The 18502-nt window shown below is 45.5% G+C and carries 21 protein-coding genes and 1 pseudogene; 11 read left to right on the top strand and 11 right to left on the bottom strand.

The genetic code is table 11. The features are described 5' to 3' along the window. Positions 1-176: 176 nt before the first annotated feature. Positions 177-1247, bottom strand: a pseudogene (locus tag QUB06_RS00115) (ABC transporter ATP-binding protein); the annotation flags it as partial. Positions 1248-1574: 327 nt separating this feature from the next. Beyond that, positions 1575-1772, bottom strand: a complete 198-nt coding sequence (locus QUB06_RS00120; protein ID WP_333433700.1) for a hypothetical protein — start codon at positions 1770-1772, stop codon at positions 1575-1577. Between the two features lie 297 nt (positions 1773-2069). Here QUB06_RS00120 and QUB06_RS00125 point away from each other — a divergent pair, with 297 nt between their 5' ends. Further along, positions 2070-2267, top strand: coding sequence for a helix-turn-helix transcriptional regulator (locus tag QUB06_RS00125; protein ID WP_333433701.1), 198 nt, complete (start codon positions 2070-2072; stop codon positions 2265-2267). A 73-nt stretch (positions 2268-2340) separates the two neighbouring features. Here QUB06_RS00125 and QUB06_RS00130 read toward each other — a convergent pair whose 3' ends face one another. From QUB06_RS00130 to QUB06_RS00140, 3 genes are all read right to left on the bottom strand, one after another. Next, complete coding sequence (locus QUB06_RS00130; protein WP_333433702.1) at positions 2341-2988, bottom strand: Uma2 family endonuclease; 648 nt, start codon at positions 2986-2988, stop codon at positions 2341-2343. 112 nt (positions 2989-3100) lie between these two features. Beyond that, complete coding sequence (locus QUB06_RS00135; protein WP_333433703.1) at positions 3101-4744, bottom strand: trypsin-like peptidase domain-containing protein; 1644 nt, start codon at positions 4742-4744, stop codon at positions 3101-3103. Between the two features lie 154 nt (positions 4745-4898). Beyond that, on the bottom strand, positions 4899-5105 hold the full coding sequence (locus QUB06_RS00140; protein ID WP_333433704.1) for a hypothetical protein: 207 nt from the start codon (positions 5103-5105) through the stop codon (positions 4899-4901). Positions 5106-5294: 189 nt separating this feature from the next. Between QUB06_RS00140 and QUB06_RS00145 the strand changes: the two genes are divergently transcribed. Then, the gene (locus tag QUB06_RS00145; RefSeq protein WP_333433705.1) at positions 5295-5642 is read left to right on the top strand and encodes a DUF2442 domain-containing protein; all 348 of its coding nucleotides are present in this window, start codon (positions 5295-5297) and stop codon (positions 5640-5642) included. A 107-nt stretch (positions 5643-5749) separates the two neighbouring features. Here the strand turns inward: QUB06_RS00145 and QUB06_RS00150 are convergent, their stop codons facing one another. After that, complete coding sequence (locus tag QUB06_RS00150; protein ID WP_333433706.1) at positions 5750-6448, bottom strand: pirin family protein; 699 nt, start codon at positions 6446-6448, stop codon at positions 5750-5752. Positions 6449-6564: 116 nt separating this feature from the next. Between QUB06_RS00150 and QUB06_RS00155 the strand changes: the two genes are divergently transcribed. Then, positions 6565-6903 (top strand): helix-turn-helix domain-containing protein, encoded by a 339-nt coding sequence (locus QUB06_RS00155; protein ID WP_333042695.1) that lies wholly within the window; start codon positions 6565-6567, stop codon positions 6901-6903. 69 nt (positions 6904-6972) lie between these two features. After that, on the top strand, positions 6973-7371 hold the full coding sequence (locus QUB06_RS00160) for a DUF4112 domain-containing protein (RefSeq protein WP_190737102.1): 399 nt from the start codon (positions 6973-6975) through the stop codon (positions 7369-7371). 195 nt (positions 7372-7566) lie between these two features. On the opposite strand, the gene QUB06_RS00165 is transcribed toward QUB06_RS00160, so the two are convergent. Then, a complete protein-coding gene (locus tag QUB06_RS00165; RefSeq protein WP_333433707.1) occupies positions 7567-8589 on the bottom strand; it encodes a low specificity L-threonine aldolase in 1023 nt (340 codons plus the stop codon). Positions 8590-8671: 82 nt separating this feature from the next. Here QUB06_RS00165 and QUB06_RS00170 point away from each other — a divergent pair, with 82 nt between their 5' ends. From QUB06_RS00170 to QUB06_RS00195, 6 genes are all read left to right on the top strand, one after another. Beyond that, a complete protein-coding gene (locus QUB06_RS00170) occupies positions 8672-8884 on the top strand; it encodes a DUF2997 domain-containing protein (protein ID WP_333433708.1) in 213 nt (70 codons plus the stop codon). A gap of 11 nt (positions 8885-8895) precedes the next feature. Further along, the gene (locus tag QUB06_RS00175) at positions 8896-9678 is read left to right on the top strand and encodes an XRE family transcriptional regulator (protein ID WP_333433709.1); all 783 of its coding nucleotides are present in this window, start codon (positions 8896-8898) and stop codon (positions 9676-9678) included. A gap of 20 nt (positions 9679-9698) precedes the next feature. Next, positions 9699-11330: an Hsp70 family protein gene (locus QUB06_RS00180; RefSeq protein ID WP_333433710.1), complete on the top strand. Its 1632-nt coding sequence runs from the start codon at positions 9699-9701 to the stop codon at positions 11328-11330. A 54-nt stretch (positions 11331-11384) separates the two neighbouring features. Then, the gene (locus QUB06_RS00185; protein ID WP_333433711.1) at positions 11385-11990 is read left to right on the top strand and encodes a hypothetical protein; all 606 of its coding nucleotides are present in this window, start codon (positions 11385-11387) and stop codon (positions 11988-11990) included. Between the two features lie 31 nt (positions 11991-12021). Beyond that, complete coding sequence (locus QUB06_RS00190; RefSeq protein ID WP_333433712.1) at positions 12022-12879, top strand: bifunctional class I SAM-dependent methyltransferase/HIT family protein; 858 nt, start codon at positions 12022-12024, stop codon at positions 12877-12879. A 188-nt stretch (positions 12880-13067) separates the two neighbouring features. Next, positions 13068-13637 (top strand): hypothetical protein, encoded by a 570-nt coding sequence (locus tag QUB06_RS00195; protein ID WP_333328596.1) that lies wholly within the window; start codon positions 13068-13070, stop codon positions 13635-13637. A 91-nt stretch (positions 13638-13728) separates the two neighbouring features. On the opposite strand, the gene QUB06_RS00200 is transcribed toward QUB06_RS00195, so the two are convergent. Continuing rightward, positions 13729-14283 carry a GNAT family N-acetyltransferase gene (locus QUB06_RS00200; protein ID WP_333433713.1) on the bottom strand — a complete coding sequence of 185 codons (555 nt, stop codon included), beginning with the start codon at positions 14281-14283 and terminating at the stop codon, positions 13729-13731. 280 nt (positions 14284-14563) lie between these two features. Between QUB06_RS00200 and ilvA the strand changes: the two genes are divergently transcribed. Continuing rightward, positions 14564-16096: a threonine ammonia-lyase, biosynthetic gene (gene ilvA / locus QUB06_RS00205; protein ID WP_333433918.1), complete on the top strand. Its 1533-nt coding sequence runs from the start codon at positions 14564-14566 to the stop codon at positions 16094-16096. Between the two features lie 101 nt (positions 16097-16197). On the opposite strand, the gene QUB06_RS00210 is transcribed toward ilvA, so the two are convergent. The 3 genes from QUB06_RS00210 to QUB06_RS00220 all read right to left on the bottom strand — a co-directional run bounded on the left by QUB06_RS00210 (position 16198) and on the right by QUB06_RS00220 (position 18411). Beyond that, positions 16198-17022, bottom strand: coding sequence for an Rpn family recombination-promoting nuclease/putative transposase (locus tag QUB06_RS00210; RefSeq protein ID WP_333433714.1), 825 nt, complete (start codon positions 17020-17022; stop codon positions 16198-16200). 113 nt (positions 17023-17135) lie between these two features. Next, positions 17136-18017, bottom strand: a complete 882-nt coding sequence (locus tag QUB06_RS00215; RefSeq protein ID WP_333142581.1) for an Rpn family recombination-promoting nuclease/putative transposase — start codon at positions 18015-18017, stop codon at positions 17136-17138. A 148-nt stretch (positions 18018-18165) separates the two neighbouring features. Beyond that, positions 18166-18411, bottom strand: a complete 246-nt coding sequence (locus QUB06_RS00220) for a hypothetical protein (protein WP_333426644.1) — start codon at positions 18409-18411, stop codon at positions 18166-18168. Positions 18412-18502 lie beyond the last annotated feature (91 nt).

Consider the following 18502-nt stretch of genomic DNA (forward strand, 5'->3'; position numbering starts at 1 on the left):
TGCTCGATCGATTCTACTGTTTCTGAAACAACGGGCAGATTTTCGACTATCGGTTCTGGTTGAGGATGCTCGATCGATTCTACTGTTTCTGAAACAACGGGCAGATTTTCGACTATCGGTTCTGGTTGAGGATGCTCGATCGACTCTACTGTTTCTGAAACAACGGGCAGATTTTCGACTATCGGTTGCGATTCGGATTGATGAGAATCCGCGATCGAGTCTTGAGTTGTTGCCGCTTCTTGCAGATTTCGATCCACCTCCGGTTCGCTATGAACCAGATTTTCTTCCGGTTTCTTTTCAGCCGCTGTCAGCCTTAAAAACACATCTTCCAGAGTAGCGCGAGAGCGACGCATTTCGCACAGTCCAAATCCAGAGGCGACGATAGCTGTAGCAATTTCTCGTCCGGGTTCTATGTCGGATTCGCACAATGCCCGCAGGCGGTAGCGACCCACTAAAAATTGATTGCTTGGAATCAATTCGACCGATCGAACTCCCGGCAAATTTTCCAAAGAAGGCAACAGCAGACTGTTTACCAAATCAGCCTCGCCTTCAACTTCGAGTTCGTAGCCCTCTCCGGCGGCCAACTCTTCCATCAAATTTTCGGGACTACCCGCAGCGACGATTTTACCGCGATTGATGATGGTAACGCGGTTACAAGTCATGCTGACTTCCGGCAGAATGTGCGTGGAAAGGATAATTGTGTGTTGGCCGCCAAGACTTTTGATTAAATTGCGGACTTCGATGATTTGTCGGGGGTCGAGGCCCACGGTTGGTTCGTCTAAGATAATTACCGGGGGGTCGTGGACGATCGCCTGCGCGATACCGACGCGCTGCCGAAATCCTTTAGAAAGCTTGCGGATTAAAACTTTCCGTTTATCAACCAGGCCGCAGCGTTCGATCGCGGAGGTAACTCGTCGCGCGCGATCGCCCGCAGGTACTTGCTTAATCCTGGCCACAAAAAACAGAAACCCTTCCACAGTCATTTCAGGATACAGTGGCGGGTTTTCCGGCAGATAGCCGATGCGCTGTCTGACTCCCATTGAGTTTTCGTGAACGTCGAGGCCGGCGATGCGGGCCGTACCGCTGGATGCTGGCAAGTATCCCGACAAAATCCGCATGGTTGTGGTTTTCCCAGCGCCGTTTGGTCCCAAAAACCCCAGAATTTCTCCTGATTCGACCGAAAAAGACACGTCCGCGATCGCTGCGGTCGAACCGTAAGTTTTGCTTAAGTGTTCTACTTCAATCATTTGTCAGAAGTCACGCGATTTTAGATTTTAGATTTTAGATTTACTTTGCCAACCACAGGCGGGACGCCTGTTCCACCAAGTTGAGAGTCCCGCCCGATCGGCGGGTCGATCGAATTTATGGCGAAATTTTTAATTTGATTTTGTCTTCCAGTGTAGTCTGGCAAGAACCAAATCTATCATAAGGGTCGATCGGACTTTGAAACAAAATGCTAGGTAGTAGGGTGCGGCGCGCGGAAATGATTAGCCGATGTACATCGAATCGCTACCACCTGACGCACCCTACCAGTAGAGTCCGTGCGTAACCAAACCCTCAACTAGCTGCCTTCGCTACAGACGCGGGGCTGTTTCTAGGTTGATATCGGCATTAAAAACAATGACAAATTGAGCATTGGGGATTAACTGCCGGATTATCCGCAGATAGCCGTCAGCATCGGAATGCCTGAAGAAATGGGCTACAGTGATTCGCTGCATATTGGGAAGCACGCGAACAACCAACCACTTGTTGAGGCGGTCTTTATAAGGCATAATTAACCTTGTCTCCATTTAGTATTGGAGCCAAAGCCAGTTCAATGCTTGTCGAGGGCGCGGACTGGCTTTTGACTTGTTTCAGGCTTTGCACACAAATTTCCTAATTCCATAGAAGGCTAGAGAAATTAGGTTATTTATAACCATTATTTATACCAAAAAATTGAATTATAGTCAATAGTTTTTTATAAAAAATGTCTAAAATAATCAACTCAATATAGTCAATTGACTGTATATATTCAGTTGACTCAATACAGTCAACTGAATACATATAGTCAACTGAATGAGGCATAGATAATGACGCTGGTAAAAAAACTAAGAATACGACGCGAAAGTTTAAATTTAACTCGCATAGAAGTTGCAATAGTGTGTAAAGTTGTGCAGTCAACGGTCATCAACTGGGAAACCGACAGACACGTCCCCAAGCTATACCCAGCACAGATGAAAGCCCTGTGCGACTTATTGAAATTCTCGATCGAAGATTTAGTAGTGTAGCTTCGGGAGTTAAGATAAAGTAGGTTGGACAATCGCGCTTTTTTGCAGAGAGGGCGATCGCTTTTTATTTGGATTACTGCTGCTGAAATTGAGCCAACAACCAAGCCCCTACCTGTGCTTGATCTTCAGTGCGACTCCGTTGCAAAGCCTCTTCCAACAAAGCAATAGTTAATCCCGGCAAAACTTCCGATTGAACAAGCCGCCGACTGCCATTATCAGCAATAATCGCAAAAGCAATAATTTGAGATTTCTGCACGTCTACTACCCAATATTCAGCAACTTTTAACTCTTCGTAAAGCAACCGTTTTTCACCGATATCATCAGCCAAAGTTGAGTCAGCAACTTCTATGACCAAATCTGGCGGTGGGGTAACGTCAAGACTTGCGATCGAACTTCCCCTCGGTGCTAATTGCGCTCTTTCTCCAATATAGTATGATACATCCGGTTGACACTCTCGCACTCCAGTTTTCCGGTAGCTACAGTTATCCAATCCGTTAAGAGAAATACCTTTGATAGTACAAAATAGGTTAATTGCGAAAAGTGCGATCGCATTATCTCGTGAATGATCTGGCCCTACTGACATAGTTTCAATCCTCATTTGTCCGTTGCGATAGTAGCATTTGGCTTTACTGTAAGCAGGGTCATCTGCCATCGCTATGAACTCTTCCCAGGTTGCTACTACCCAGGTGTCTGTAGGCAATTTAGTCTTTAGTCCACTCATTTTTTTATCCCAAATAGCTCGATCGTATAACACCACTCAATTAAATGCAAACCCTGTTCTCTCTTCTCCTCCTCTGCGCCCTCTGCGCCCTCTGCGGTTAAATAAAAAAATCTCAACTCCTTTTCCAAATCTTAATTTCCCCCAACCAACCCGCACTAACAATAGTCCTCCCATCTGCACTAATCGCCACAGCGCTAACATAGCCAGCATGACCGATCAAATTACCTCTCAATTCGCCCGATCGCACATCCCAAAGTCTCACACTCTTATCCCAACTGCCAGTAACCAGCGTAGTGCCATCCCGACTGAATGCCACCGACCAAACTCCGTCAGTATGCCCGCTTAAACGCCGAATTAACTGCCCGTTTCCGGCATTCCACAACCCAACAGTGCCATTGCTGTTTCCCGCCGCTAAACTTTTGCCGTCGGGAGTAAAAGCTAGCGACAAAACAGACAAGTTTTTGCCACTAATCGTGCGAATAGCTTGACCTGTAGCTAAATTCCACAACCTAATTGAACCGTCTTTGCTGCCGCTAGCTAAAGTTTTGTTGTCGGGACTAATTGCAACAGCATTCACCAACCCAGAATGCCCGGTCAAAGTCCGCAGCAACTCTCCTGTTTTCTGGTTCCAAATCTTAATCGTTTTGTCCCAACTGCCACTGGCTACAAATTGACCGTCGGCACTAACGGCAACGCTCGAAACAGCATTGGAATGCCCGCTCAAAGTGCGTACAACCGCGCCAGTTTCTAAATTCCAAATTTTCACAGTTTTGTCGTCGCTGCCGCTAGCTAACACCTTGCCATCCGCACTCGCGGCCAATGCGTTTACTGCTTCCGCGTGTCCTTGCAGGGTAGTTTTTAATTGCCCGCTGGGAAAATTCCAAACTGAGATGGTGCCGTTGCTATTTCCTGTAGTAAAATAAGCTGAAGCTAGGGCAAGGGAACTGACAACTTCTGAAGGCCCTTTGAGGGTATTTGTGGCGGCAAAGGCGATCGCACTTGCGGGCGTGCGGGGCGCATTATTCGCCGGAGTTTTTGGGTTTCCGGCAGTAGGGGATTGGGGAACTACTGGCAGTGAAATAGTCGATCGCCATTTCATGAAAGTATTGATTTCTATTCCTGCAGCCACGATTTTATCCGAGTTTTCCTCTAACCTGACAATGCCGTTAATTGCGACAACTCGCCCCGCGTCATCGAGTACCGGCCCGCCGCTCATGCCCGCTCTCACTAAGTTATTGTATACCAAAGTATAACCGTTCCAAGGAGTTTGGCGGCCGGTAAGCTGACCTTCGGTAGCGATGAAAATCGGCTGTCTCAGAGAACCGCCGGATATCGGCCAGCCGGCGACATAAGCCTTGTTTCCCTTAGTTGCTGGGGAATTGGCTAATTGAGCCAGGGGGTAGCTTTGAGTGCTGCTGAAAGGTACGATCGCCAAATCGGCACCGGGCATTCGCCGCACGAGGCTGTATGATACAGAGTGAGCTTTGCCGTCGGGAGTTACTACCTCGTAATCGCCGGCTTTATCGACAACGTGCCAGTTTGTGAGAATATAGTATGTGCTGCCCTGCTTCTCTAAAATTACTCCTGAACCGCCTTTTGGCCCCTGGATGCGAACAGTAATTTGTTGGGCAACGGTTTTAACTTTGTCGGCGGTTAATGCGACGGCAATTTGAGGTGATGTCAGTGGAATGAGGGCGATCGAACTCAGGGCGATCGTAGCACTCAAAATAGCCGGAATTGTTCTGCTGTAATTCATTTTTGTGTCAATTTAACATACCCACATATCAACTGACGGAAAAGTTATCCGGTTTGTGGCATATTTACAACGCGAAAATGCCTGCGCGATCGAACTTTCGACATTCGCACAAGCCTCACAATATTTGACACAGCCCTCTGGCTAGCAGAAAAATTTAGAATCTGACACCGCACCTAGCCTCAACAATAGCCACTGGTTGATCTCTATTCTTGTCTCGGCAAATCCGAATTTGAGCCAAACGGTGATCGGAATAATACCCATTAGCCATCCAGCCGAGGGGTATGCCTGCGATCGCGCCGACTGCTAAACCAGTGAGGAGGCTCCAAACAAGATGCTTTCTGGCGATCGGGTTTTGTTGCATAAAAATTTATCCTAAAGACTTACCCTTAGCAAAAGTAGCGCAAATAAAAGTTACTTTCTTCCTCCTATTTACTTATTTCCTAAGTAGTAACCCATTATTAAGTATCATGTCCTTCACAGTCCGCTTAAGACAATCCTATGCCGCAATAATCAAGTATCCAAACTTAACAAAACCGATGGCAAGAAATACATGGTATTTAGAAAATGGGACAAAGATTTAACTGAGGAAAATCTCCGAGATCAAATAGCAAAAGCCAAAGAAGTATGGAAAAACGCTGAGGCTACAGAACCCCGCGCCGAATCCGTGCAGTATAACCAGTCGGAAGATTTAATAGTTATCAAACTGAAAAACGGCGCTATTTTTTCTTTTCCGCCAAGCCTTGCACAAGGCTTAGAAGCTGCTTCACCAGAACAACTTGCTGATGTTTGGCTACCGCCTTCTGGCAGCAGCGTGCACTGGGAAAGCTTAGATGTTGATTTTGGCCTTCCCGAACTTCTAGCAGGTATTTTTGGGACAAAATCTTGGATGGCTGATTAATTTCTTAGTCCGCGAAGGCGGACTTCGTTTTTGTAGTAGCGGTTTCAACCGCCGAGTAATTTCTAATCCCCGACTTCTCCAATAAATCGGGGATTCCGCATTCAATTCTATGCTAAATCAAACAGCAAAAATTCAGCATCTGCGGTAGCTTCAATCACCACCTCTGACTCACCGCTAACCGCCGCAGCGTCGCCATTTTCCAAAGGCAAACCGTTGACCAAAACCGAGCCGCGAGCAACTTGCAACCAAGCATGGCGATTCGGCTGCAAAGCATGAGAAACCCGCGAGTCTTTATCCAAAACAGCGGCATATAAATCCACATCTTGATGCACTTTCACAGCACCATCTCTCGCATCTCGTGCCGCCACTAAACGCAGTTTTCCGTGCCTTTCTGCTAGGGGAAACTCCCGCTGCTCGTAACTCGGAGGCAAACCCTGTGTATCGGGTAACAGCCAGATTTGCAGCAAATGAACCGGGTCTGTTTGCGAGTTATTGAACTCGCTGTGCTTGATCCCCGTACCTGCACTCATCCGCTGTACTTCACCGGGTTTAATCACTGCCCCAGTACCCAAACTGTCCTTGTGTTCTAATGCTCCTTCTAATACATAAGTAATGATTTCCATGTCGCTGTGCCCGTGAGTTCCGAAACCTTTGCCGGGGCTCACGACATCCTCATTAATTACGCGCAAAGAGCGAAAATTCATATAATTTGGATCGTAATAGCCGGCAAAAGAAAATGTGTGGTAACTATCGAGCCAACCGTGATTAGCGTGTCCTCTTGCTTCACTTTTTCTGACGGTAATCATTTTCTCAATCCTCAGTGAAATTTATCGGGTATTTCTTTGATGTTTTTATTTTAAGCCGAGTCAAGCTATTATGGATAGTACGCACTTAAAAGTGCGGTACTTACCAAAAAGATACTATGCAAGTCCAAGAAGCAAAGGTCGATCGAGCAAATTGCCCTGTAGAACGCACTCTAGAGGTGATTGGCGGGCGCTGGAAAGTCTTGATTCTGCGGGAGTTGTTTCAAGGAGTGAAGCGCTTTAACGAGCTGCAACGAGCTGTCAACGGCATTACTCAGAAGATGCTGACGCAGCAACTGCGGGAAATGGAGTCAGACGCGATCGTGCATCGGGAAATTTACCTGCAAGTGCCGCCAAAAGTTGAATATTCGCTAACGCCTTTGGGCGAAAGTCTCAAACCGATTATTAATGCCATGCACGAATGGGGAATTCAGCATATTAGCGAAGATGGAAAATGAGCGGTTTCTAGATGTTTTTTCCGTCTTCCGACAGATTGCAAATTTTCAACCTAGTTCAAGAATAATAATATGAACAACATAGAGCGTCTCGCCACCCTCAACCGCATCCGCAAACTCAGCCGCCTGATGGATACCGCCATTGGCATCCCCGGCACTAAATTTCGCATTGGTTTAGACCCCATTATCGGTTTAGTTCCGGGTGCTGGGGATATCGTAGATACCGCGTTTTCCGCCTACCTAATTTATTTAGCAACTCGATTCAACATTCCCCAAAAAACTCTAGGGAAAATGATTTACAATATCGGTCTAGAAGCCGTCGTTGGTTCAGTACCTTTAGTAGGAGATATCTTCGATGCTTTTTATAAATCAAACATGAGAAATCTGGCGCTTTTAGAAGCACACCTCGAAGAAGCTGAACCAGAACTAGCCGCAGTTGCCGAACCTGTTCCTCAATCTATTAAATTGTAGGTACGAATTTTACAAACAATAATTCTAAATAACCAACAATCTCTCAAACCCTTCCCCATCAAACGAAAAACCGCAATGTACATTTTCCGCATTCGATCCAATTGTAATTTTGATGCGGGTTGTGTGGGGGGCGGGTTTATTTAGATTGTTGGTTCTCGTCAGATATTATTCGTAAAACTCGCCCTTAGGAAATAATCACTGATGGCGTTTAACAGCGTCCACCAAAGCAATAACATCTGCTTCCAGAGTATTAAAAGCCGTTACCAGTCTAACAGTACATTCATCCCACCGATAAAACAGAAAACCCTCAGCTAAAACCGATGTAATTACAGATTCGGGAAGTTGAATAAAAATCTCGTTTGCTTCAACCCGATCGCAAAACTTCGCTCCCTCAACTTCCGCCAAACCTTGGGCTAATTTAGCAGCCATATTATTTGCATGAGCCGCATTCTTCAGCCACAAATCATCCGTTACATACGCTTCCAACTGCGCCGACAAAAACCGCATTTTCGAGAATAGATGCCCGCTGCGCTTGCGGTAAAAAGGGAAAGTCTTTGCTAATTCTCGATTAAAAAAAACCACAGCTTCTGCAGCCATCGCGCCGTTTTTTGTCGCTCCAAACGATAGAATATCCACACCGGCGCGCCAAGTGACATCAGCCGGAGAACAGCCCAAACTGACAACAGCATTGGCAAAGCGAGCTCCATCCATGTGCAGGTGCAAATTGTGAGCGCGAACTACTTCCGAAATGTGGGAAATTTCTGCTGGATTGTAGACTGTGCCGGCTTCCGTTGCTTGAGTGATGCTGACGGCTGCGGGCTGTACGTGGTGGACGACACCTGCACCAGCGCGATCGAGTATTTTTCCTAAAGTCTCTGCCTCTATTTTACCATGATTTCCTGTTACTGTAACTAACTTTGCACCCCCTGTAAAAAACTCCGGCGCTCCGCATTCATCTAGATTAATATGAGATTCCGCGTGACAGTAAACAGCGCCGTAAGGAGGAGTAACAACCGCAAGGGCAAGAGCATTAGCAGCAGAACCAGTTGCTACCGGAAAAACAGTCACCGATGTCTCGAACAAATCCGAAAATTTAACTTGCAAACGCTGTGTATATTCATCATCTCCGTAAGACATCACAGCACCGCAATTAGCCGCTGCAATCGCCGCCATAATCTCCGGCGAAACCCCGGTTGCATTGTCGCTACAAAAATTCATTAGAATAATTGGTAAATAGAATCTATAATATAACTCAACACTCCGAAGTCAACACTTAAGCATTAAACCAAGAGGCAGAATTATGGCAGAATACCGCCAAATAGAATACCGAATCGGCAAAGACGGCAAAATTACCGAAACCGTCCTCAACGCCACCGGTTCTAGTTGCACCGACACCACCGCCGGAATTGAAAAAGCCCTCGGAGAAGTAGAATCTCAAGACTTGCTGCCAGAATACTACCAAGGCGAAGAAAATTTGGTCGTTGAACAAACGCAGACTTTAAAACAAGTTTAGAAGAGTTAAAGATGTTTGAGTTCCTCGGTGCAACAGTTGATGTAACAACAGTGCCTGCCTTCAGTTTCGCCCTGGCTGTCGGGGGCATTTTTCTCATTTTAGTCTACCTTTATGCTGCATCTGAGGCGGGAGATGCGATCGAGTTTAAGTACGATAAAATTCTGCGGGAACGCATGAATCAGCTAGACATTCTCGATTGGCAAGATTTAGGCGAAAAAGCAGGCTTAAGTCGCTACGGGGTGCGTTTAGTGCGGCAGGGAGACGTGGGAAAACTCACGGTAAACCAACTGAGGCGGCTGGCAACAGTGCTGAATTTGAATTTTCAAGAGTTCGATCGCACTTTGAGCGCGCTGCCAATATCGGCTACAATCACAACTAATCCCAGCGAAATTGAAGAATTGAGGCAGCAGTGTTTCCGGCTGCGATCAGAATTGCAGCAGCAAAAAGCTCAACTAACTGCCGATTTTCGCCGCGCTACCTTTGAACAGTTGCAAACTTTGTTAACTAACTATCCCGCCGCCCGCAAAATGGCAGAAGCCAAGCCGGATATGCCAGCCAAAAATCTCTCAGCTTTGTTTACTCCCTTAGAAAACCTGTTATCAAGCTGGGATTTTCAAACAATCGGTTCTGCGTGGGAACAAACTCCTTACAATCCGCAGTTGCACCAGCCGGATGTTGAGGATATAACCGAAGGAGAATTAGTTTATATTCGGTTTGTCGGCTATCGAGAGGGAGAGCGAATTCTTACTCCTGCTAAAGTTAGTCGTACCCTTCCAGCGGGAATGAAAAATTAAATTTTAAATTATAAATCAACATGACTACAGTTGCCATTGACTTCGGCACCAGCAATACGGTTGTCTGCATTCTTAACCCGGATACGAAAACACCAGAAACTTTGCGATTGGGCGAGATGTCCCGCATTTTTAAAACGAAGAATTTGAGCGGAGATATTCGAGAAATATCTGTAGTGCCGACTTTAGTCTTTGTGAAAAATGCCGGAGAGTTGGTGCTGGGAGAAAAAGTGCGATCGCAGCGTTTGGGGCAATCCCAGCCAGACCGCTTTTTCAAAGCTTTTAAACGCAATTTAGCTGCCGACTTTCAGCCACCACCCTGCAATCTTGATGGCGAAACCTACACGTCAGAATCAGTAGCAGAACAGTTTATTAAGACTATTTGGAAACAATTATATTTACAAAATATACAGCCAGACAAAGTAATTTTTACAGTACCAGTCGGAGCATTTGAGCGATATCTAGATTGGTTTCGCGACTTAGGAGAAAGTTTGGGAGTTGCGGAAGTTCAGGTAATAGATGAATCCACAGCCGCCGCCCTGGGATATGCAGTACAACGCCCCGGATCTCTAGTTTTAGTAGTTGATTTTGGCGGCGGAACTTTAGATTTAAGTTTAGTCCGTACTGCTGTAACCCCCCCCTTAGCCCCCCAAGCTTCAGGGGGGACAAATCTCGCTCCCCCCCTTACCAAGGGGGGGCTGGGGGGGGTGCGTGCCGAAGTGTTGGCAAAATCCGATGCTTATGTAGGCGGCGAAGATATTGACATCTGGATTGTCGAAGATTATTTGCGGCAAATTGGTTCCTCGCGCGCCGAAGTCGGCCCAGTTGGCTGGCAAAACTTATTAGAAATAGCGGAAAAATTAAAAATTAAACTTTCTCAAGTTAATGAGGCGAAGGAAAGCTGGTTTGACGATGAAAATTTTATGTCTTACGACTTGCAGCTAAACCGAGACAAGCTTGAGGAAATTCTGGAATCTAGGCAGTTGTTAGAACAGTTGCGGGAAAGTTTAGATGAAGTGCTGATTATTGCACAGGGAAAAGGTATCGGTAAAGCAGATATCGAACAGGTTTTGCTGGTAGGAGGAACTTGTCTAATTCCGGCTGTATCTAATTTAGTGGTTTCGTATTTTGGGCGGCAAAAAGTCCAAAGAGACAAGCCGTTTGAAGCGGTGGCGCACGGTGCTTTAGCGTTGACACAATTAGCGAGTGTTGACGATTATTTGCGCCACAGCTATGCAATTCGCCTCTGGGAACCTTATGCTAAAGCTTATGCTTATTCGCCGATATTTAGCAAGGAAATGAAGTATCCCTGTCAAAGTTCCGAAGAGTTGACGTTGCAAGTGGCAATTGAAGGGCAAAGGGAAATTCGGTTAGATATTGGGGAAGTTGCGGAGGTATTGCAAGCGGAGGTTATTTTTAACGAAAAAGGGCAAATGACGAGCAGCTTGCTCAACAAAAAAACGGATTTTCGGTCTCTGGAAAGCCATCACCAGCAGGTTTGCGTAGCGCATTTGAATCCGCCTGGGGTATTGGGAATTGACAGGGTTTCGGTGAGTTTTGAGGTGGATGAGAGGCGGGTTTTGTTGGCGACGGTGCGGGATTTGGTGACTGGTAAGGTGTTGGTGGAAAAAGGGGCGATCGCCAAACTGCAATAATGGTAAAATCTCAAGTATCATCGCTAATTTTTATTTAATTTAAGGAATTTAAAAATGTCATATAGTGAATTTACTACCATCACCAAAGTGCGTGCAGCATTTAACCTCACTGTTCATGAAAAAACAGTTTTGTTTGCAGATGTAGAATCAATTGCACCTAGCGACTATCTCAAAACAACCCTAGCAGAATATATCCCTCTCGCCAATGCTATCAATACTGAAAAAGCTCGATTCGAGTTAATTATTGCTCCTGTATTATTAGAAGTACGGCGCATTTTAAACTTCCAAATCGGCTTTTTTTCCGGCACGGAATTTAATGCAGATCCAGAAAGTGGACTTAACGGGTACTGCGATTATATCCTCACCGCATCCAGCGATTTGTACGAAATCCGAACACCAGTTGTCACCTTAGTAGAAGCCAAAAATGAAAACATTAAAAACGGATTAGGACAGTGTATTGCTGAAATGTTGGGAGCCCAGCGATTCAATCAACAGCAAAATGATGAAATTGAGGCGATTTACGGAGGTGTTACCACGGGAAATGCTTGGAAGTTTCTCAAATTGGTAAATCAAACAGCTTTTATTGACTTGAATGATTATTATATTAACGAAGTTGACAAAATTCTCGGAATTTTAACAAAACCTTTACGCAAAAACTAAAAACAACGATTGAAATCAAATTTATGCCGCCATGAAAAAGCAACAAAATAAATTCAGCCACTTGACGGCAATGGAAAGAATTTATCTGTCATTTCCGGCAAGATTTTTATTGGATAAAAACTTGCTGCAAGGCAAAGTCTTAGATTTTGGGTGCGGCTTGGGCAGCGATGTTAGATTGTTGCAGCAAAAAGGCTTCGATATTACGGGTTATGACCCTTATTATTTCCCGGAATTACCAGAAGATAAATTCGACACAATCATTTGCTTTTATGTTTTGAATGTTTTGTTTCCTGAAGAGCAAGCTAATGTCCTGATGGAAGTGTCGCACCTGTTGAAACCGGGAGGGAATGCGTATTTTGCGGTGAGAAGGGATATCAAAAAAGAAGGCTTTCGAGAACATTACGTGCACAAAAAACCTACATATCAGTGCATTGTCAAACTTCCCTTTAAGCCACTTCACCTAGATGAGTCTTGCGAAATTTACACATACGTCCATTACAACCATCAAAGAAATTCTACTAATAACTGCATATTCTGCAATCCGTATAAAAACCTAACTTTGCTAACTGAATCAGCAACAGCTTATGCGATGTTTGACGGTTATCCCGCCAGCAAAGGTCATGTTTTAATCATCCCCAAGCGTCACGTGGCTAATTATTTTGAACTGCCTTTTCGAGAGCAATCGGCTTGCTGGTTTATGGCTAATAAGGTGCAAGAAATGTTAAGTAAAGAGTTTCATCCTGACGGTTTTAATGTGGGAATCAATATTAATAAACAGGCTGGTCAAAGTCGCAGTCACGCGGCTATTCATGTTATCCCCCGTTACAAGGGCGATGCGGCTGGGAATAAAGGGGGAATTAGGTATGTGATTCCCAAGAGTGAAAAATAAAAGTTAGCCAATTGTGAAAGGAATTCTTTTTTACCGCAGAGGCGCAGAGAACACCGAGGAATAGAGAAGAGAGGAATTCATAATTTTTGTAAGGATTGTTATATTTGAGCAAACGGCGAGCAAAATACAGTTAAAATGTGTTTGCAAGGTCTAAAACTACACATTAGCAGCAATTTGGTGTTCTGTTTATGTCTAAGCGCAAAAAGCAAGAATGGCTCAAGGAAACCCTAGAGCTCAAAGAAGACCACAATTGGAAGTCAAAGCCTGGAACTCGAATTTTTGTAGCAGGAAGAGGTGCAGTCCGCTTTGATGTCCCGGAAGATTGGCATTTTGAACCGGATACTAATTCGTTCCGGTTTACGGATAAAAAGCCGCCGGATGATGATTGTCGTTTGGAGGTTTCGTTTAATTTGCTACCACCTGGTAACTGGGCAGATTTTCCGCTGGTGCCGCTATTACAGAAGGTGGTTGAAGATGATACCAGAAATCCGATCGCTTTTGGGGAAATTATCCAATTGAAGCGGCAAACTGCCCGCGTTGTTTGGACTGAATTTAAGTTTATCGACCCTCCAGAGCAGCGGGAAGCTTATTCGCGAATCTGTATTGGATTGGGTTCTAATGTTCAGTGTTTGATTACTTTTGATTACTGGGTTGACGATGCTGAACGTTTGACTCCTGTCTGGGATACGGTGATGGATTCGTTAGTTCTGGGTTTGTTTATTAGCGACCCTCGAACCGGGTTCGCACGTCCAGACTAGACCGATTTTCTGGGAAACTTTCAACAACTAATTTTGCTAAGTGTTGGATTCGCAAGCCCTCGGTCAGTAAATTTAGAACCTACCTTAAACTTTACAACCGCTTTGCCAGGAAAATATCTGGCTTGCCAATTCCGTTGGCGTCGGGCATCACTCCCACGATCGCAAAACCCATTTTTTGATAAAATTCGTAGGGATGACCGCGCAAATTTCTAATTTTGGCGACGTGTTCCCAAACGTTAGGATAAAGATTGATGCCTGAAAGAGTTGTTTGATTGTCTTCATCGTCGGTACCCACCCACAGCACGATCCCTCCCCGGTTTTTAGCTTCTGCTGCTAAATCAGCTACGAGCGATCGACCAATTCCTTGTCCGCGAAATTCTGTTCTCACTACCAGCGGGTGCAGTTCCCAAACATTACCGTCATACTGTTTAATCCCGCCAATCCATCCCAAAACTTGATTGCTGTCGCCGACAGCAATTCGACTGATGCGATCGGCTGCCAAAGATTCTTGCACTTCTTGCAAAGCAGAATTTAGATCGGGCCAAGCACCGGGCCAATGCTCTTTAAAACCTTCAACTATTAATTTAGCTACCTGTTGAATTTTTTGCTCGTCAACCGCACGCAAATCTGTAATTTGTACGTTCATGATTTTACATACTAAATTAAGGATGACGGACTAATACGCTCACAAACCGGATTTTATAACAGGGGTAAACGGCAAAAACGAATTATTATTCATAGTCTTCAGGCTCCTTACGTTCCCAAAGCGAAAAGTTATTATTGAAAAATTGCGTGAAGCGAAGCTATCCCGCAGGGAATCGCCCGTTAGCGTTAGCGAAGCGATCCGAAGGAAAGCCCTCGAAGAGGAGCGCCAATTCCCCGCAAAATACTAACACAAGTGCCGTACAATTATCCCACCATCCGGCATCAACCAACCTGCTAACCCCATGCTTTGCGATTACTTGGTACAAATCCTCACCGCCCGCGTCTACGATGTTGCTCAAGAAACAGCCCTAGAATGCGCCCCGAATCTATCAGCACGGCTCAACAATAAACTTTTGCTGAAGCGAGAGGATATGCAGTCGGTGTTTTCCTTCAAACTGCGGGGTGCGTACAACAAAATGGCGCAACTGTCGCCGGATTTGCTAGCACAAGGTGTCATTGCAGCTTCCGCCGGCAACCACGCCCAAGGAGTCGCCCTCGCCGCCCGCCACCTGGGAACTCGCGCGATTATCGTCATGCCCGTAACGACGCCGCAGGTGAAGGTAAATGCGGTGATAGCCCGTGGTGGAGAGGTAGTCTTGCATGGGGATGCTTACGATGATGCTTACGCTTTTGCGCGTCAATTAGAGGCCCAAAAAGGTATGACTTTTATTCACCCTTTTGATGACCCCTACGTGATTGCTGGACAGGGTACGATCGGCATGGAAATTCTGCGGCAACATCAAAAACCAATTCACGCGATTTTTGTGGCAATTGGTGGCGGTGGATTGATTTCGGGAATTGCGGCCTATGTCAAGCGGTTGCGGCCGGAAATTAAGATTATTGGCGTCGAACCGGTGGATTCCGATGCCATGAATCAATCGCTGAAAGCTGGTAAACGGGTGCGTTTGTCGCAGGTGGGTTTATTTGCTGATGGCGTTGCTGTGCGGGAAGTGGGGGAGGAAACTTTTCGGTTGTGTCAGGAGTATGTGGATGAGATTATTTTGGTGGATACGGATGATGTTTGCGCGGCGATTAAGGATGTTTTTGAAGATACGCGATCGATCTTAGAACCTGCTGGCGCTTTGGCGATCGCAGGTGCGAAAGCTTACGTGGAACGCGAACAAATCGCAGGAGAAACATTAATTGCTGTTGCTTGCGGCGCAAACATGAATTTCGATCGCCTGCGTTTTGTAGCAGAAAGAGCCGAGTTTGGCGAACGCCGCGAAGCCATTTTTGCAGTCACAATTCCCGAACAACCGGGAAGTCTCCGCAGGTTTTGCGAATGTCTGGGAAAACGCAATTTAACTGAATTTAGCTATCGAATTGCGGATGAGAAAGAGGCACATATTTTTATCGGCGTACAAATTCAAAACCGTGCCGATGCGGTGAAGATAGCGGCAAGTTTTGAAGATTGTGGCTTCAAGACTTTGGATTTAACTGATGATGAATTAACGAAGTTGCACGTGCGGCATATGGTGGGCGGGCGTTCGATGCTGGCGAATCATGAATTGTTTTATCGCTTTGAATTTCCCGAACGTCCGGGTGCGTTGATGAAGTTTGTCGGTTCGATGAGCCCTAACTGGAATATCAGCGTTTTTCACTATCGAAATAATGGCGCTGATTACGGGCGAATTGTGGTGGGAATTCAAGTACCGCCCGATGAGATGCAGGAATGGCAGGCTTTTTTGGATACGCTGGGCTATCAGTATGGGGATGAGAGTCAGAATCCGGCTTATAAGTTGTTTTTGAGGTAGTTTTATGACTCGGCGGTTGAAACCGCTTCTACACAAACGAAGTCTGCCTTCGCAGACTAAGAAAATGGACGCGAACAATGTCATGTCTGGTTTTCGACGCATCAAACCTGCGATCGCAAATTCCGCACATCCTCAATACTGAGTCCGGTTGTTTGACTGATAGTTGCGTCATCTAGGCGATCGAGCAATTGCCGTGCGATCGCCAGCTTTTCTGCTTGAACGGCTTGGATTATAGCTCCTTGTTGGTCGTAAATAAACATTTCTCTGCGTTCGATATCTGCCAATTCATCAAGGGTTAAATTCACTTGATTGGCGATGTCAAAGGCTTGATGAATCTCTGGAACGCTATCCATTACTGCCGGGACATCCGTTATCGTCCTCGCATATTTCATGAAATATATCCATTTATCCGCAAGGGTTTCTAGCTGGTCTACTTCTTTGGTGAATTTAGGAAGTTCTACAAATACCAACTCGATGTTATTATCGGTATATGGGAGATTGCTCGTTACTTCTTTGTAGACAAATCTCGAAATTAGTCGAGCGCTATTTGCAAACATCTCGAAATCAGTCAGTGTTAATGCTATCACTGGTTTGAGCATTCGGTAGCCTTCTCCTTTTTGCAATTGAAAGGCGTAAGTTTTGGCTGCGTTGTACAAAACTCTCTTGCCGAAAGACTCTACGTTTAATACCTGCATTTCAATAATGACTAGCCTACCATCAATTAGTTTGGCTTTGACATCTAAATAAGTATCTTTCAAGCCTTCGAATTTGGGCGGTAAGTTAGGGTCGATAATTTCTAAGTCTTCAATGGTAGGATTGCCATCGTAAATCATGGCGTTGAGAAAGCTGATGAGAATGTCTTTGCTTTCTGAGGAGCCAAATATTCTTTTGAAGGCGTAATCGGTTTTGGGGTTGATGAATGTCATGGTGGGAATCGGGAATCACGACTGCTATTTCGATTGTATCAATAGGGCGATGGCTACGCCCCGGCCCCGGCCTACGAACTTGACGGGTGCGAGATCCCTTTTTGAAATAAATCTCATTCCGATCGCAAATTCTGCACGTACTCAACGCTAAGTCCGGTTATTTGAGCGATTGTTGCGTCATCTAGGCGATCGAGTAACTGCCGTGCGATCGTCAGCTTTTCTTCTTGTCGGCCTTCTTGTCGGCCTTCTTGTCTGCTTTCTTGTCTGCTTTCTTGAACAGCATCTTTAACAGCTTTAATTATCGCTCCTTGCTGGTCGTAAATAAACATTTCTTGCCGTTCGATATTTGCTATTTCCTCCGGGCTTAAATTCACTCGATCTGCGATGTCAAAAGCTTGATGGATTTCGGGTACGCTATCCATTACTGGCGGGATTTCCGTTATCGTTACCGCGTATTTCATGAAATAGAGCCATTTATCTGCTAGAGTTTCTAGTCGGTCTACTGTTTTGGTAAATTTTGGTAATTCTACAAATACTAACTTTAGATCGTTATCGGGATAGGGTAAGTTAGAAATCTCTTCTTTGTAGACAAATCGCGAAATTAAGTTGTTGCTGTTTTTAAACATCTCGAAATCAGTTATTGTTAAGGCAATTACTGGTCTGAGCATTCGATATCCTTGTCCCTTTTGCAATTGAGATGCGTAGGTTTTGGCGGCGTTGTACAAGATTCTTTGTCCGAAAGATTCGACGTTTAATACCTGCATTTCAATGATGACTAAAGTACCGTCGGCTAGTTGGGCTTTGACATCTAAAGAGGAGTCTTTTAAACCTTCGACTTTGGGCGGGAGGTTGGGGTCGATAATTTCTAAGTCTTCAATGGTAGGATTGCCCTCGTAAATTATGGCGTTGAGAAAGCTGATCAGAATGTCTTTGCTTTCTGAGGAACCAAATATTTTTTTGAAGGCGTAATCGGTTTTGGGGTTGATGAATGTCATGGTGGGAATCGGGAATGGCGATCGCTATCTCGATTGTATCAATAGGGCGATGGCTACGCCCCGGCCCCGGCCTACGAACTTGACGGGCGATCGCACGATTCCCAAACATCAGGTTTATGAAATGCGATCGCCCTACTCGTCAGTTGCCTCAATTCTTCTGCAACCATTTTGTCAGCACGCGCATCCACTGGCCCGTATTCGGTGCACGCTGCAAGTCGCTCCAGTCTGCCATTTGGGCAAAACCTAGTCGCACCAGCCAATTTACTACGGCGGTTATGCCTTGGCGGGAGCCAACAACCATGATACGCACGGGTTCCCGGTTTTCTCGATCGTCCGTGGGATCTGCGTCTTGTTGGGTGTCGTTGGGCGGTTCGGTTAGAAAGTCTTTAGCCATTGGGAAGTCCTCATCTTCAAAATCAACTAATCACTACATATTGTGTAGTTAGTACAATCAGATCGCAATCACTACACATATGTAGTGATTG

This window comes from Microcoleus sp. D2_18a_D3 (assembly GCF_036702455.1).
GTDB lineage: Bacteria > Cyanobacteriota > Cyanobacteriia > Cyanobacteriales > Microcoleaceae > Microcoleus.